This window comes from Komagataeibacter nataicola (genome assembly GCF_003207795.1).
In the GTDB taxonomy this organism is placed as follows: domain Bacteria; phylum Pseudomonadota; class Alphaproteobacteria; order Acetobacterales; family Acetobacteraceae; genus Komagataeibacter; species Komagataeibacter nataicola.
In genome coordinates this window covers 154,306-169,937 of record NZ_NIRT01000003.1, presented here as the reverse complement: position 1 = coordinate 169,937, position 15,632 = coordinate 154,306, and the positions used below count along the sequence as shown (strand labels likewise).

The 15,632-nt window shown below is 65.1% G+C and carries 10 protein-coding genes and 1 pseudogene; 8 read left to right on the top strand and 3 right to left on the bottom strand.

The window, feature by feature from the left end; genetic code table 11:
- Positions 1-38 precede the first annotated feature (38 nt).
- The 5 genes and pseudogenes from topA to CDI09_RS03160 all read left to right on the top strand — a co-directional run bounded on the left by topA (position 39) and on the right by CDI09_RS03160 (position 8,534).
- Positions 39-2,765, top strand: a complete 2,727-nt coding sequence (gene topA, locus CDI09_RS03180; protein ID WP_078524841.1) for a type I DNA topoisomerase — start codon at positions 39-41, stop codon at positions 2,763-2,765.
- A 32-nt stretch (positions 2,766-2,797) separates the two neighbouring features.
- A complete protein-coding gene (locus CDI09_RS03175; RefSeq protein ID WP_078524843.1) occupies positions 2,798-5,014 on the top strand; it encodes a ribonuclease R family protein in 2,217 nt (738 codons plus the stop codon).
- Positions 5,011-6,721 (top strand): annotated as a pseudogene (locus CDI09_RS03170) (S41 family peptidase). The gene CDI09_RS03175 and the pseudogene CDI09_RS03170 overlap by 4 nt, the downstream one beginning before the upstream one ends.
- Before the next feature lie 79 nt (positions 6,722-6,800).
- Positions 6,801-7,139, top strand: coding sequence for a DUF1491 family protein (locus CDI09_RS03165; RefSeq protein WP_078524845.1), 339 nt, complete (start codon positions 6,801-6,803; stop codon positions 7,137-7,139).
- 249 nt (positions 7,140-7,388) lie between these two features.
- Positions 7,389-8,534 carry an OmpA family protein gene (locus CDI09_RS03160; RefSeq protein WP_167370178.1) on the top strand — a complete coding sequence of 382 codons (1,146 nt, stop codon included), beginning with the start codon at positions 7,389-7,391 and terminating at the stop codon, positions 8,532-8,534.
- A 136-nt stretch (positions 8,535-8,670) separates the two neighbouring features.
- Here the strand turns inward: CDI09_RS03160 and cysK are convergent, their stop codons facing one another.
- Complete coding sequence (gene cysK / locus CDI09_RS03155; RefSeq protein ID WP_078524849.1) at positions 8,671-9,660, bottom strand: cysteine synthase A; 990 nt, start codon at positions 9,658-9,660, stop codon at positions 8,671-8,673.
- 153 nt (positions 9,661-9,813) lie between these two features.
- Here cysK and CDI09_RS03150 point away from each other — a divergent pair, with 153 nt between their 5' ends.
- Positions 9,814-10,260: an RrF2 family transcriptional regulator gene (locus tag CDI09_RS03150; RefSeq protein WP_078524851.1), complete on the top strand. Its 447-nt coding sequence runs from the start codon at positions 9,814-9,816 to the stop codon at positions 10,258-10,260.
- A 45-nt stretch (positions 10,261-10,305) separates the two neighbouring features.
- On the opposite strand, the gene CDI09_RS03145 is transcribed toward CDI09_RS03150, so the two are convergent.
- Complete coding sequence (locus CDI09_RS03145; protein ID WP_078524853.1) at positions 10,306-10,743, bottom strand: hypothetical protein; 438 nt, start codon at positions 10,741-10,743, stop codon at positions 10,306-10,308.
- A 405-nt stretch (positions 10,744-11,148) separates the two neighbouring features.
- On the opposite strand from CDI09_RS03145, the gene CDI09_RS03140 reads away from it, so the two are divergent.
- Both CDI09_RS03140 and parE read left to right on the top strand, forming a co-directional pair.
- Entirely contained in the window at positions 11,149-11,685 is a 537-nt protein-coding gene (locus CDI09_RS03140; RefSeq protein ID WP_078527761.1) for a hypothetical protein, read from the top strand.
- A 150-nt stretch (positions 11,686-11,835) separates the two neighbouring features.
- Positions 11,836-13,875, top strand: a complete 2,040-nt coding sequence (parE, locus tag CDI09_RS03135; RefSeq protein WP_078524855.1) for a DNA topoisomerase IV subunit B — start codon at positions 11,836-11,838, stop codon at positions 13,873-13,875.
- A 114-nt stretch (positions 13,876-13,989) separates the two neighbouring features.
- On the opposite strand, the gene CDI09_RS03130 is transcribed toward parE, so the two are convergent.
- A complete protein-coding gene (locus tag CDI09_RS03130; RefSeq protein WP_078524857.1) occupies positions 13,990-15,525 on the bottom strand; it encodes an NADH-quinone oxidoreductase subunit M in 1,536 nt (511 codons plus the stop codon).
- Between the last annotated feature and the right edge of the window lie 107 nt (positions 15,526-15,632).

The window sequence follows — 15,632 nt, the reverse complement described above, 5'->3', positions numbered from 1 at the left end:
ATAGAGCAAGGTTTTGAGAATCGTGATCCGGAGACAGAATGACTGACGTCGTGGTGGTCGAATCGCCAGCCAAGGCGAAAACGATCAATAAGTATCTGGGTGAAAACTATACGGTTCTGGCCTCGTTCGGGCATGTGCGCGACCTTCCTCCCAAGGATGGCAGCGTCAAGCCCGATGAGGGCTTTGCCATGGTGTGGGAAACCGACGAGCGCGGCAGCCGCCAGATCGCGGCCATCGCCAAGGCGCTGCGCGGGGCCAGCCACCTGTATCTCGCAACTGACCCCGACCGTGAGGGGGAAGCCATTTCGTGGCACGTACGCTCGATCCTTGAGGAGAAAAAACTCCTCAAGGGCATCGAGGTGCAGCGCGTCACGTTTAACGAGATCACCAAAAGCGCCATCAAGGCCGCGATGGCGCATCCGCGCGAGCTCGACTTCCCGCTGATCGAGGCCTATCTCGCCCGCCGCGCGCTTGACTATCTGGTGGGCTTCACGCTCTCGCCGGTGCTGTGGCGCAAGCTGCCCGGCTCGCGCAGCGCAGGGCGCGTGCAGTCGGTCGCGCTCAGGCTGATCTGTGAGCGCGAAGCCGAGATCGAGATATTCAAGCCGCGTGAATACTGGTCCGTGCTGGCCCGCATGACCACGCCGGCGGGGGCCGCGTTTACCGCGCGCCTCACGCATCTTGATGGCCACAAGCTCGAGCAGTTCGACCTCAACAACGAAGCCAGCGCCATGGCGGCCAAGGCCGCGGTCGAGGCCGGTGACTTCGGGGTGGAGAAGGTCGAGCGCCGCAAGGTGCGCCGTAACCCGCCGCCGCCGTTCACCACATCGACCATGCAGCAGGAGGCCTCGCGCAAGCTGGGCATGGGCGCGCAGGTGGCCATGCGCACGGCCCAGCAGCTTTATGAGGGCATCGACATCGGTGGCGAGACCGTGGGCCTCATCACCTATATGCGAACCGACGGCGTGCAGATGGCAGGCGAGGCGATCAGCGCCATCCGTGGCCATATCGGCCACAGCTTTGGCGAGCAGTACGTGCCCGACAAGCCGCGCATCTATTCCACCAAGGCCAAGAACGCGCAGGAAGCCCATGAGGCCATCCGCCCGACCGACGTGCGCCGCACGCCGGCCGACATGGCGCGCTACCTCTCGCCCGAGCAGAAGAAGCTGTATGACCTGGTGTGGAAGCGCTCGGTCGCCAGCCAGATGCAGTCCGCCGAACTCGACCAGGTGGCGGTTGACATCGTGGACCGCCAGAAGCGCGTGACCCTGCGCGCCACGGGTTCCATGATCGCGTTTGACGGCTTCCTCAAGCTGTATAGCGAAGGCCGCGACGACTCGCCCGCAAAAGCGGAGGACGAGCAGGACCGCATGCTGCCCGCCATGAAGGAGCGCGACGCCATCGGGCGCGGCGAAGTCACGGCGGACCAGCACTTCACCCAGCCGCCGCCGCGCTATTCGGAAGCCTCGCTGGTGAAGAAGATGGAAGAGATCGGCATTGGCCGCCCTTCCACCTATGCCTCCATCCTGACCGTGCTGCGCGACCGCAATTACGTGCAGCTTGAAAACCGCCGCTTCATCCCCGAGGATCGCGGGCGGCTGGTCACGGCCTTCCTCACCTCGTTCTTCGAGCGGTACGTGGACACGCAGTTCACCGCAGGGCTTGAGGAACAGCTTGATGACATTTCAGGCGGGCGCGCCAACTGGCGCGATGTCATGTCCGCCTTCTGGTCCGACTTCTCGCACGCGGTGGACCAGACCAAGGACCTCAAGATATCCGACGTCATCACGGCGCTGGACGCGGACCTCTCGCCCTACTTCTTCCCTGCGCGTGAGGACGGGCAGGACCCGCGCCTGTGCACGGCATGCAACACCGGCAGGCTGGGGCTCAAGCTGGGGCGGTATGGCGCGTTCATCGGCTGCTCGAACTACCCCACGTGCCAGTACACCCGCAAACTCGTGGCCGACCCGAAGGAAGGCGATGACGCCGCCGCCCTGAAGGATGGCATGCGCGTGCTCGGCGCCGCACCCACCGGCGAGGACGTGACCGTGCGCCGTGGCCCGTGGGGGCTGTACGTGCAGCAGGGCGAGCCCGACCCCGAGGACAAGAAGGCCAAGCCCAAACGCGCCACCATTCCGCGCGGGCTTGATGGCGACAAGATCACGCTCGAACAGGCAGTGGGTCTTCTGTCCCTGCCGCGCATCGTGGGCATTCACCCCGAACTGGGCGAGCCGATCGAGGCGGGTCTGGGCCGGTTTGGGCCGTATGTGAAGATGGGCGCGGTCTATGGCTCGCTGGACAAGGATGACGATGTCCTGACCGTGGGGCTGAACCGCGCGGTCGATGCGCTGGCCAAGAAGCTGGCCTCGATCCGCACCATCGGCCCGCACCCCAAGGATGGCGAGCCGGTCATGGTGCGCAAGGGCCGCTTTGGCCCGTATGTTCAGCACGGCTCCATCGTTGCTACCGTGCCGCGCGGGCAGGACATGAACGACGTGACCATGGAGGAAGCCCTGACGCTGCTGGCCGAAAAGGGCAAGCCGCTCAAGGCCAAGGGTAAAAAAGCCACCACCACCCGCAAGCCCGCCGCGCGCAAGACCAAGGCCAAGACGGCGGAAGGCGAGGACAGCAAGGAAGCCGCGCCCAAAAAGGCTGCACCGAAGAAAAAGGCAGCCCCAAAGAAGACGGCGGCCAAACCGGCAGCCAAAAAGACAACTACCCGCAAGAAGGCCACTCCGGCCAAGACTGAAAGCGAGACGGACTGATCATGAAGCGGCAGCGTCCAGCAACTCCCGAGATGCCGGACCGCCTGCCCACGGGCACGCCGCCAGCCCGTACGGGTGGCCTGCCCGATCGTGAGCAGCTCCGCGCGTTTATCGAAGGGGCAACGGGCCGCATCGGCAAGCGCGAGATCAGCCACGAATTCGGTCTTGGCCCGGAGCACAAGGCCGCCCTGCGCCAGATGCTGCGTGACATGGCGCTTGATGGCACGCTCGCGCCCGCAGGGGCGCGGCGCTTTCGCGTATCGGACCGGCTGCCCGAATCCATGGTGGTGCAGGTCACCGGCACCGATGCCGATGGCGACCCCATAGCCAGACCCGTGCAGTGGGATGGCGAAGGCCCCTCCCCCATCGTGTTCATGCACCCCGAACTGCGTGGCCGCGCCGCGCTCGCCCCCGGTGAGCGCGTGGTGGCCCGCCTGCGCCGGGTCGGCCCCGGCCGGTATGAAGGCCGCACGCTGCGCCGCCTGAGTGATGCGCCCACCCGGATCGTGGGCCTGTTCCGCACCCTGCCGGCTGATGACCCCGCTGCTGCTACCCCGGCCCGCTTCCGCCCCGCGGGCCGCCTAACGCCCGCCGACCGCCGCGCCAAGGCCGAATGGGTCATCCCCGCGGGCGAGGATGACGGCACGCCGGATAACGAGATTGTCATCGCCACCCCCCTGCCCCAGTCCGGGCCGGGGCTGCACCCCGCACGCATCATCGAGCGCCTTGGCCCGCAGGGCGATGCGCGGACCATCAGCATGGTGGCGGTGGCCATGCTGGGCATTCCCCACGTCTTCCCCCCCGAAGCGCTGGCACAGGCCAAAGCAGCCCGGGCCGTGGCCCCCGCAGGCCGCACCGACCTGCGTGACATGCCGCTGGTCACGATTGATGGCGCGGATGCACGTGATTTTGATGACGCCATCTATGCCGAACCCGATGGCGATGGCTTCCGCATCACCGTGGCCATTGCCGATGTGGCCTGGTACGTGCGCCCCGACAGCGCGCTTGACCGCGAGGCCCGGCTGCGCGGCAATTCGGTCTATTTCCCCGACCGGGTGATCCCGATGCTGCCCGAGGATCTCTCGAACGGCTGGTGCTCGCTGCGCCCGGACGAGGACCGGGGCTGCCTTTTCGTGACCATGAGTGTCGCGGCCGATGGCGCGGTCAGCAACGCCCGCTTTGGGCGCGGCATCATGCGTAGTGCTGCCCGCCTGACCTACGAGCAGGTGCAGGCCGCGCGCGACGGCACGCCCGACACCACCATGCAGGCCCTGCCGCCGGGCCTGCTCGACAGCCTGTTTGGCGCGTGGACCTGCCTCACCCATGCCCGGCGCGCGCGCGGCACGCTGGACCTCGACCTGCCCGAGCGGCTGGTCCGGCTGGATGACGGAGGCCAGATCACGGCCATCGCACCGCGAATCCGCCTCGACAGCCACAGGCTGGTCGAGGAATTCATGATCGCGGCCAATGTCGCCGCCGCCCGCTGCCTTGAGGCGCGGCATATTCCGTGCCTGTACCGCATCCATGCGCCCCCCACGCCCGAGCGGCTGGAAAGCCTGCGCCGCACGCTCGACCTGATGGGCCTGAAGCTGCCGCCCGTAGGCAGCCTGCGCGCCGCCGACCTTGATCGCGTGCTGGCCGGGGTGCGTGACACCGATCAGGCCGGGCTGGTCAATGAACTGATCCTGCGCGCGCAGAACCAGGCGGAATACAGCCCCGAGCCGATCGGTCATTTTGGCCTCTCGCTTGCGGCTTACGCGCATTTCACCAGCCCCATACGCCGCTATGCCGACCTGCTGACCCACCGCGCGCTGCTCGTCGCCACCGGACTCGAGCCCGGCCCGGCCCCCGGCCATGAGGCGCTGGAAGAAGTGGGCGAGGCCATAACCCGCACCGAGCGCCGCGCGGCCCAGGCAGAGCGCGATACGCTGGAGCGTTACGCCGCGACCTGGCTCGAGGCGCGGATCGGCACCGAGATGGACGGGCATATCTCCAGCCTGTCCCGATTCGGTGTTTTTGTCGTGCTGGATGCAACAGGAACCTCCGCCCTGCTGCCCATGTCTGCCCTGCCGGAAGATCAATGGCATCACGATGAAAAAACGCAGACATTGCATGCACGCGACATGACCATGGCATTCCGCCCCGGTCAGGCATTGCGCGTACGGATAGAAGAAGCATGCGCCATCCGGGGCACCGTCCTTCTGGCCCTGCCCGACGTGGCACCCCGCCTGCGGAGACGCAGGCCGTGAAACGCGCCCTGTTTCCCGTCATCATCGCCCGGCCCATGCGGCTGGGCGGCGAAGGGGCGGGCGCGTGGCGGCGGCGCATGTCCACGCTGGGCCATCTCCCGCGTGATACGTTCATCCTGCTGCTCATCATCGCCCGGCTGACTACCGCCGCCTGCGCCGATGACCTGCCCGCCACCCCCCGCACGCCCACGCCCCAGCCGCCGCTGCATGAAGACAGCGTGGACAACCCGGACATGACCAGCATGGACCTGGCCGTGCTGTCCTCAGTCATGCAGGCGAGTCTGTCCTTTCTCCAGCCCCGCACGCTGGAAAGCCACACGATTCACGATTTTGCCCTGTGGGGGCTGAACGGGCTGAGCGCGCTCGATCCCTCGCTCAGCATCGAGGATGCAGAATGGCTTCCTGCAACTCGCCGCCACTCAAAAAACCGTGCTCGCCCTGCCCGTGCCAGCACCTGATGACGTGCCGGAATGGAGTGCGGCCATAACCCGCATCCTCGACGTGGCGTGGCATCACTCACCCGCCATGCGCAACACCGGGCAGGACGGGGTGCTGCAGGGGTTCTTCGATGAGCTGTTCAATCATCTCGATCCCTATTCGCGCTACATCCCGCCCGGCGCCGCCGTATCGGACCGCAGCATCCGCACCGGGGGCGAGGCCACGGCAGGGCTGACACTGGGGATGGATCACCACGCCATCAGGATCACGGCGGTCAACGCCAACGGCCCGGCCTGGCCCACCAGCCTGGCGGCGGGGCAGATCGTGCGCGCGGTCAATGGCCGCTCCACCGAGTCCCACACGGTCGATACCGTGACCTCGTGGCTCAATGGCCCCGGTGGCAGCCTCGTGCGCATCACGGTGGAAGCGAAGGGACGGCAGACCACGGTCACCCTGCATCGTGCCTCCACCCCGCCCGAGACGGTGTTCGCCTATACCAGCGGCAAGCATGTGGTGCTGCACATCACCGCCTTCTCCGCCAACACGGCGGAGGAAATGAGCCAGTACCTCGACGAGGCCATGAACGTGCCCGGCATTTCGGGGCTGATCCTCGACCTGCGCGGCAACCGGGGCGGCGTGCTGCAGCAGGCCGTAACCACGTCGGCGCTCATGCTCGACCACGGGGTGGCCGCCATTACGCAGGGGCGCGACCCGCAGGCCAACCATGTCTGGGCCGTGCAGGGTGGCGACATGACCAGTGGCCTGCCCATTATCGTGCTGGTCGATGGCCGGACCGCGAGTGCGGCCGAAATTCTCGCCGCCGCCCTGTCCGACCAGAAGCGCGGCGTGGTGATCGGCAGCGCCACACTGGGCAAGGGGCTGGTGCAGACCATTGGCCAGATGCCCAACGGGGCCGAACTGTTCGTGACATGGAGTCGCGTGCTCGCCCCCCTTGGCTGGCCGCTGCAGGGGCTTGGCGTCATGCCACAGGTATGCACCAGCCGGGGCGAGAGCGAACTCGAACGCCAGTTGCAGAACCTGGCCGAAGGCACGGCCGACAGCGCGCAGTGGGTCGTGCCGGCGCGGCAGGTGCGCTCGCCTGCCGACCTGTCGCGCATTCTGGCCATCCGCAAGGCCTGCCCGGCCGCCATTGGCACCGATAGCGACCTCGACGCCGCCCATTCCCTGCTTGATAACCCCGAGGAATACCGCGCCGCCCTGTCGGCCATACCAGAAGAAGACGCAAGCCCCCCGAACGGGGGAGGGTGAGTCGTCCGCGCGGGTGGAAACTGTGCTATTCCTGCATGCCACCCTCTGTTTTTATGCATTACCGGAGGAATCAGACCCCATGGAAGAACCCCGCCTGAAAACCGGCCTGTGGGTCCGGGCAATGCTGCGCCAGGCTGGACAGAAGGGAAATCCGGGGATGGTGCTGCACCATGGCGATGATGACGCGGGGGGCGTGCTGGCCGTGCTTTTGGGGCGCGCAGGGCGGATGTGCGTGCTGGCCCAGACCCGTACCCCCGATGGACGCCGGGCATGGTTCCGCGCTACAGGGGAGACGGATGTTGATCAGGCCGGTGTTGACGCCTATGTCACACGGCAGATGGAACGCGACCCCGACTTGTGGGTTGTTGAGTTCGACGCCCCTGATCTGGCGCCGCCGTTTGAAGCAAGATTGATATGAAAGACGTGATTCCACGGGTTTGAAAGCAGGGAAACCGATCCGGCCAGCAAGGTGTGGCATCTGGCACACAGTCAGCCATGCCAGTGGGCCACACTACCCCGAGCGGCGGGTTAAGGTGGTGGCAATGGATTGTCAGGGGCGGTTTCTTTCAGCAAAAGAATGCGGATGCTGATCAGTCCAGGGAATATGGCACGTGCACCCGACCGGGCCTATATGCCGGAAGAGGCCCGTCGAAGGGAGAAAAAGAGTATGAATCTGCGGTACGGATTGCTTGCAGGGTCTTTATTGGCTGCCTCGGTTACCCTGGGCTCCGTGCTGGTCTCCGCTCCGGTATTCGCCCAGCCTGTTCAGGGCCTGTATATGAGCGGTGAAGGTGGCGCGACCTTCAACCAGGGCCAGGTCATACGGAATTCTTCGGCACGTGATCAGTTTCGCACCGGCGCCATCGGCCTCGGCGCGATTGGCTGGGGGCTTGGCAATGGCTTCCGCGTCGAGCTTGAGGGCCATTATCGCAATAACGACCTGAAAACCGTGGGCGGCAATGCCGCCTATCATGCCCATGCCGATGGCCGGCAGCAGGAATCGGGGCTGATGGCCAATGCGCTGTTCGACCTTGATATCGGCAAAAGCTGGCTGTTCCCGTATTTTGGCGCGGGTATCGGCTATGGCTGGCAGAACATGAACACCACCATCACGGGCAACGTGAATGGGGCGAACTACAACCAGCATGTGAGCGGCAGCTACGGCAACTTCGCCTATCAGGGCATTTTCGGCCTCTCCTTCCCCATGCCGTGGGTCGTGGGCCTCTCGGCCACGGCGGAATACCGGTTCTGGACCATGCTTGGCCCGCAGTCGCACCATTCCGTGGTGACAGGCAGCGCGACCACGCTCGCGGCCATGAACGGCGATTACGGCTTCCGTAACGGCAACCGTGACAGCCGCACCGACTTCAACCATTCGCTGATGCTCGGCCTGCGCTACGAGTTCAACCCGGCCCCCCCGCCACCGCCGCCGCCTTCAACCAATGCCGTGCCCGCCCCGGCCGAGAACCGCACCTATCTCGTGTTCTTTGACTGGGACCGCAGCGACCTGACCGACCGCGCCCGCTCCATCGTGGCGGTTGCGGCCCAGGCCTCGACCAACACGCAGACCACGCGCATCGAGGTCAATGGCTATACCGACAACTCGGCGGCCCATCCCGGCCCGCAGGGGGAAAAGTATAACCAGGCCCTTTCGCTCAAGCGCGCGCAGGTCATCAAGGCCGAACTGGTGCGTGACGGCGTGCCCGGCCCCGCCATCGACATTCATGGCTATGGTGATTCCAACCCGCTGGTGCAGACCGCCGCCAACACGCGTGAGGCCCAGAACCGCCGGGTCGAGATCATCCTGCACTGATCGCGCATTCCACGTCTGGGCATGGAAAAGAAAAAAGCGGCACCGCAAGGGAGCCGCTTTTTCCATAAATGCCTGTTTAAAAAATAGCCGTTCCGGAGCGCCGCCTTTTCTTTGGGAAAGGCGGCGCTCTGGTGGCTTAAACCAGCCCGGTGAACAGGGACGTGGACAGGTAGCGCTCGGCAAAGGAGGGCGCGATGGTCACGATGGTCTTGCCCGCGTTCTCGGGCCGTCCTGCCAGCTGTATGGCCGCATGCAGCGCCGCCCCGGATGAAATGCCCACCGGCACCCCGTCCAGCCGCGCGCAGCGGCGTGCGGCGGCAATGGCCTCGCGCTCCGATACCGGCAGCACACCCGCCAGCGCCGCAAGGTCGAGCGTGCGGGGGCAGAAGCCCGGCCCGATTCCCTGAATGCCATGCGGCCCCGGCTCATCACCGTTGAGAATGGCGCTTTCCATCGGCTCCACGCCATAGACCTCGATGCCCGGCTTGCGGGGCTTGAGGCCATGGGCAATGCCGCTTGCCGTGCCGCCCGTGCCCAGCCCCGCCACCACGATATCGACGGCACCCGCCGTATCGACCCAGATTTCCTCCGCTGTCGTGGCGGCATGGATTTCGGGGTTGGCTGGGTTATCGAACTGGCGCGGCATCCAGGCATTGGGGGTTTTTTGCAGGATTTCCTCGGCCCGGGCGATCGCACCCGCCATGCCCAGGCGCGAAGGGGTGAGTTCAAGCTGGGCATCAAGCAGGCGCAGCATCTTGCGCCGCTCGATCGAGGCGCCCTCCGGCATGGTCACGATCAGCCTGTAGCCCCGTGCCGCCGCGACAAAAGCCAGCGAGATGCCGGTATTGCCCGAAGTCGGTTCCACCAGCGTGGTTCTGCCGGGATGGATCTCGCCCCGCGCCTCGGCATCCTCGATCATGGCGGCGCCTATGCGGTCCTTGACGGATGCGAGCGGATTGAAGAACTCCAGCTTCATCAGCACCCGGGCGGCCAGGCCGTCCTCGCGGGTCAGATGCGGCAGCGCCACGAGTGGCGTGCCCCCCACGGTCTCGACAATGGAGTCGTATATCCGCCCGCGCGGGGCGGCAAAACCGTATGTGCGATCGGGCGGGGTGGTTTTCGTCATCCGGTATCACTCCTTGGTGCGGTAATGGCCTATTCACGCGTGCAGTCTGACATAATCCACCATCCTCCTGAACAGAAGCGTGGAACAATCGTCCGATTGCTGGTAAATGGGGGGAACCGGTTTTTTCATCCATGCAAGGCGAGGCTGAACGATATGCTGCTGCGGCGTGACAGGACCATGATCGCCATACTGATCATGCTTGACGTGGCCTTTCACGCGGGGCGGAACGGCACCATCAGCGCTGCCGACATCGCCGAGCGCGCGGGCCTTGCCCGGCGCGGGATCGAGCCGCTGCTCCAGACCCTGTCACGCTCGGGCCTGCTGGAAAGCGTGCGTGGCCCCCGTGGCGGCTACCGCCTCGGCCGCCCGCGGCGCGATATCCTGCTTGCGGACATCCTTGCGGTCATCACGGCGGAAGACAACACGGATGATGGCCCCGTTGGCGGGCTGTTCCAGAAGGTTGTCGAGCCATGCTGGCAGGAATTCGATACGATGGTCGATGAACAGTGCCGCAAGATCAGCCTTGATGACCTTGTGCGCCGGGCCGAGCATGCCGGCATGCGCCGCCCCCTGCCCGAGCCGATCACCTTCTCCATCTGACCTGCCAGCCAGCCCTGCAGCAGGCAGGGCTGGCTGGCCGCCGGATTACTTCGCGGCGGTAACGGCAGGCGCCGTGACGGTGGTGGCCACGTCCATGTATTCACGCGGCTTGCCCCCACCGGGAATCAGCACGACACGGAACTTGTCCGGGCCGGAATAGGCGGTGTTGGCCGTGTATGTCACGTAAGTGTGATCATTATAATTATAGATGAACACCTTGCCGTGATCGGGCGCGGGAGAAACGCCAAACGAGGCATAGGGGTGACCTGCCGAGGCCCGCGTCTCGATGGCGCAGTAGCCATCATCGCTGCGCACCTGCATGGTGGTGGACTTCGTGTCCTTGCCCGCACTGGCAAGGCTGCCAACCTGGCACTGCCCCGAGGCCTTCATGTAATTGTAAGGATTGGGGGTTCCGGTGATGCCGCCAAGGTTCACCGCCGGTTTGTTGTCACATCCGGCGAGCAGAATGCCCGTCGTCATCATGATTGCAGACAGTCGCAGTCGCACTCGTCAGCTCCGCTGTGTTTGATACATCACCCGTTACTCAGGACCATTGCGCCTGCGCTGCCCCGTAACGGTCAGGATTGGCTCAGGGGCCAACCACCGTGGCATACGCTGTAGAGCAACGCATCCAGGGGGAAAAGCCCCACCCCTTGCTTTTGCGCAGGCATGCACGCCCTGCCCGTGTGGCATACCCGGCCCACGGGTCGCTGTCATCCCATCGTGCATTCATAACGCATCTTTTTGAACGCGGGTCAGCCGCGCGCCCTTTTGGCGGCGGCATGTTTGCGCTATAGACCTGATCCGGATTTCATCGTGCCGGAATATGCGGGGTCCGTGCATTACCCCCGCTGGCAACCGCCCCACTACCCTGGAGAACCCGTCCTGATGTCCATGTCGATCTGGCGCGCTGGCGCTGCAGCTCTTGCCCTTGTGGGGCTGGTTAATGGCGGGCAGGCACTGGCTGCCGGTCCGTGCTCCCCCTCCCCCGCGCATGAGGCGTTTGACGTACAGGGCCTGAAAAGCCAGCTCATGGTCACTGCCCTGTCCTGTGGCGCGCAGGACAAGTACAACAGTTTTGTAGGCAAGTTCCGCAGCAAGCTCGCCAGCGAGGAGCATGTGCTCAACGGGTATTTCTCCTCCACCTATGGCCGCAACGCCCAGCGCCAGCATGATGACTACATCACGCAGCTGGCCAATGTGCAGTCCGAGCGTGGCCTGCAGGCGGGCACGGCGTTCTGCCAGCAGCACATTTCCATGTTCGATGAGGTACAGGAGCTCGAAAGCACGGCCGACCTGTCCAACTACGCCCAGGCCAAGGACATCATCCAGCCTGCCTCTTACCTGACCTGCACGGCACCCAACCGCCCGGCCGCAACCCCCGCCCGCCCGCGCACGCCCGCGCGCCGCACGGTGCGCAGCTGATCCGCGCCAGCCTGCGCGCAAAGAGTAAAGAAAAATCGGGGCCGGGCTTTGTCCGGCCTTTTTCATGCCTGCAAGTGCGGGCATAGTCGGCGCAAGGAGACAGGCCGCGCAGCTTGACAGGACGTGACCTGACAGAACAAAGAACGCTTCATGAACGACGATCTTTTTTCCACGCCTGCGCCGCCTGCCCGGCCCACCCCGCACAAGGTTCCCCCCGCCGCCATGCCAGACCCCGCAAAAAACGGTCCCGATTCCTATGACGCCAGCGCCATCGAGGTGCTGGAAGGACTCGAACCCGTGCGGCGGCGGCCGGGCATGTATATCGGCGGCACGGACGAGACGGCGTATCATCACCTCGCCTCGGAGATCCTCGATAACGCGATGGACGAGGCGGTGGCCGGCCACGCCACCACCATCGATGTCACGCTCGAGGCCGGTGATTACCTGACCATCCGCGATAACGGGCGTGGCATTCCCGTCGATGCGCATCCCCGCTTTCCCGACCGCTCCGCGCTTGAAGTGATCCTGACCACGCTGCATGCGGGCGGCAAGTTCTCGGGCAAGGCCTATGCCACCTCGGGCGGGCTGCACGGGGTTGGCTCATCGGTGGTCAACGCGCTGGCGTCGCGCATGGAAGTCGAGATCGCGCGTGACCGCGCCCTGTGGCGGCAGGTCTATGAGCGCGGCCGCCCGCTGGCGGGCGTGGAGAAGGTTGGTCCGGTCAACAACCGGCGTGGCACCCAGATCCGTTTCACGCCTGACCCCGAGATTTTCGGGCGGCTGCATTTCTCGCCCGCACGGCTGTACCGGCTGTGCCGCTCCAAGGCGTTCCTGTTCCGTGGCGTCACCATCCGCTGGTCGTGCGACCCCGCGCTGATCAGGGACCATGACATCCCCGCCGAGGCGGTACTGCACTTCCCCGGCGGGCTGGCTGACAGCCTGCGCGATGAACTTGGCGAGAAAGCCGCCCTGCTGACCGATCTGTGGGCCGGTGACGCCGACCTGCCCACCGGGCCTGATGGCGCGGATACGGGGCGCATGGAATGGGCCATCGCCTTTCTCGAGCAGGGGCCTGCGGCGCTGGCCTCTTACTGCAACACCATTCCTACCCCCAATGGCGGCACGCACGAGACCGGGTTTCGCAACGCGCTGGTCAAGGGCCTGCGCAGCTGGGGCGAGCAGCGCGCCAACAAGCGCGCGGCCAACATCACCGCCGATGACATCATGGGCTGCATCGCCGCCAAGCTGTCAGTATTCATCCGCGACCCGCAGTTTCAGGGCCAGACCAAGGAGAAACTGACCAGCAGCGAGGCCAGCAAGCTTGTCGAGACCGCGCTGCGCGACCGCTTTGACCACTGGCTGGCGGGCAACCCGCCACAGGCCGATAACCTGCTGGCCTTTGTGGTGGAACGCGCCGAGGAACGCCTGCGCCGCAAGGAACAGAAGGACACCCCGCGCAAAAGTGCCACCCGCCGCCTGCGCCTGCCCGGCAAGCTGACCGACTGCACGCGCGAGAACGCGGCCGAGACCGAAATCTTTCTGGTCGAAGGCGATTCGGCAGGCGGCTCCGCCAAACAGGCCCGCAACCGCGAGACGCAGGCCGTGCTGCCTCTACGCGGCAAGATCCTGAACGTGGCCAGCGCCTCGAATGAAAAGCTGCGCGGCAACCAGGAACTGCGCGATCTTGTCGAGGCACTGGGCTGCGGCACCGGCGAGCGCTTTGACGCCAGCAAACTGCGCTATGGCCGCATCATCATCATGACCGATGCCGATGTGGATGGTGCGCATATCGCATCACTGCTCATGACATTTTTCTACCGCGAACTGCCCGGCCTGATCCGGGGCGGGCACCTGTACCTGGCCCAACCGCCGCTTTACCGCCTCACGCAGGGCAGCAAGAGCGTTTACGCCATGGATGACACCGATCGCGAGCGCAAGCTGAAGAAGGTGTTCAAGCCCAACAGCAAGGTCGAGGTCTCGCGCTTCAAGGGCCTGGGTGAAATGCCGCCCGCCGACCTCAAGCAGACCACCATGGACCCCAAACACCGCACGCTGCTCAAGGTCATCACCCCGCCCGAGGACAGAGCCTTCACACTCGAGCGCGTGGAACACCTGATGGGCCGCAAGGCGGAACTGCGCTTCCGCTTCATTCAGGAACACGCCAATCAGGTCGATAACCTCGACGTATAAAAAAACCCGGCCTCGTGGTGAGGCCGGGCTTTAAAAGCAGATGGTTCTGGTTAAGCTTTTTTCAAAAAGCTTCAGAAGAACGCCGCCTTTTGAAAAAGGCGGCACCCAAAACTTTTATCCTGCTACATGCGTGATCTGCGTGGGCTCGACCGCAGCCACTGTGGCCAGCGGGTGCAGCAGGTAGGTCACGGCCGGGTCAAACACGCGCAGGAACGAGTTGGGGTGCACCCCCATCCACACCGTGACGATGGCCAGTGGCACCAGCACGGCAAGCTCCTGCCCGGTCAGGTCGCGCAGCAATGCTACGATGCCGCCCCGATCCACGCCAAACAGCACGCGGCGGTAGAGCACCAGCATATAGACTGCACCGAGAATCATGCTCGTGCCACCAAGGAAGGCCAGCCAGAACGAGACATGCAGCGCGCCGACCATGACCAGGAATTCACCCACGAAGGCGCCTGTGCCCGGCAGGCCGATATTGGCCATGACAAACAGCATGGCCAGCGTGGCCAGTACCGGCATCTTGTGAGCCACGCCGGAAAACGCGCTGATCTCGCGTGTTTCCGCCCGCCACGACACGGCCGAGACACAGAAGAACAGCGCCGCAATCACGATGCCATGCGACAGCATCTGGAAGATCGCGCCATCAATTCCTTCGGGCGTGAGCGTAAACAGCCCGATGGCGATCACCCCCATATGCGAGAACGAGGAATAGGCGATCACGCGCTTCATGTCGGTCTGCGCCAGCGCGATGATGGCGGCATAGATCACCGCGATCACGCCCAGCGTCAGCACCACGGGGGCGAACAGCCGCGCCGCATCGGGGAACATCATCACCCCGAAGCGCAGCAGGCCATACGCGCCCGCCTTTGACAGCACGCCAGACAGCATGACCGAGGCCGGCGTGGGCGCCTCCGTATAGGCATCGGGCAGCCATGCATGCAGCGGAAACAGCGGCAGCTTGACGCCAAAGGCAATGATGAAGCCTGCCAGCAGCCAGCACTGCATGCCGTGGCCAAAGCCATGATGCTGCAGGGCCACGATATCGGTGGTGCCGGTGGCGTTCCACATGGCCAGCAGCGCCAGCAGCATGAACAGCGAGCCGCCAAAGGTGAACAGGAAGAACTGCAATGAGGCCCAGACCCGGCGCGGGCCGCCCCATACGCCAATCATCAGGCTGGCGGGCAGCAGCGTCGCTTCATAGAACACATAGAACAGCACCAGATCGAGGGCGGAGAACAGGCCGATCAGCGTGGTTTCCAGCACCAGCATGGCCACCATGTAGTCGCGCACCCGCCCCGTGACCTGCCGCCACCCGCCAATGATGGCCAGCGGCGTGAGGAAGGCGGAAAGCAGCACGAACATGAGGCTGATGCCATCAACCCCCACATGGTAGGAAATGCCGGCACCACTGGCCCACCCGACCTGCTGCTCGAACTGGATGCCGTGCCGCGCGGGGTCGAACTGCGCCCACATGACCACGGCCAGCACGAACACGATGCCGCTGGTCCACAACGCCACCCAGCGCGCGGCGGTCTCGGTGCCCTGGGCCGTGCCGCGCGTGAGCATGATGGCCGCAGCCCCGACAAGGGGCAGATACGTAACTAGGGAGAGCAGGATCGGATGCACATTCGGTCTCACATCATCCATGAATGATGCGCTGACCCTAGTGGCGTTGGGCCAGGAGAATCCAGCCACGTCCCGCTCACATTATGCAGAGGAACTCCGGCACGCCGCCGCCACTGCACCCCTGCCCC

What these genes read in the sequence shown, in the direction of transcription:
- topA (WP_078524841.1), top strand. Translation starts at nt 39, where the DNA reads ATGACTGACGTCGTGGTGGTCGAATCGCCAGCCAAGGCGAAAACGATC.
- CDI09_RS03175 (WP_078524843.1), top strand. Translation starts at nt 2,798, where the DNA reads ATGCCGGACCGCCTGCCCACGGGCACGCCGCCAGCCCGTACGGGTGGC.
- CDI09_RS03165 (WP_078524845.1), top strand. Translation starts at nt 6,801, where the DNA reads ATGGAAGAACCCCGCCTGAAAACCGGCCTGTGGGTCCGGGCAATGCTG.
- CDI09_RS03160 (WP_167370178.1), top strand. Translation starts at nt 7,389, where the DNA reads ATGAATCTGCGGTACGGATTGCTTGCAGGGTCTTTATTGGCTGCCTCG.
- cysK (WP_078524849.1), bottom strand. Translation starts at nt 9,660, where the DNA reads ATGACGAAAACCACCCCGCCCGATCGCACATACGGTTTTGCCGCCCCG.
- CDI09_RS03150 (WP_078524851.1), top strand. Translation starts at nt 9,814, where the DNA reads ATGCTGCTGCGGCGTGACAGGACCATGATCGCCATACTGATCATGCTT.
- CDI09_RS03145 (WP_078524853.1), bottom strand. Translation starts at nt 10,743, where the DNA reads ATGATGACGACGGGCATTCTGCTCGCCGGATGTGACAACAAACCGGCG.
- CDI09_RS03140 (WP_078527761.1), top strand. Translation starts at nt 11,149, where the DNA reads ATGTCCATGTCGATCTGGCGCGCTGGCGCTGCAGCTCTTGCCCTTGTG.
- parE (WP_078524855.1), top strand. Translation starts at nt 11,836, where the DNA reads ATGAACGACGATCTTTTTTCCACGCCTGCGCCGCCTGCCCGGCCCACC.
- CDI09_RS03130 (WP_078524857.1), bottom strand. Translation starts at nt 15,525, where the DNA reads ATGGATGATGTGAGACCGAATGTGCATCCGATCCTGCTCTCCCTAGTT.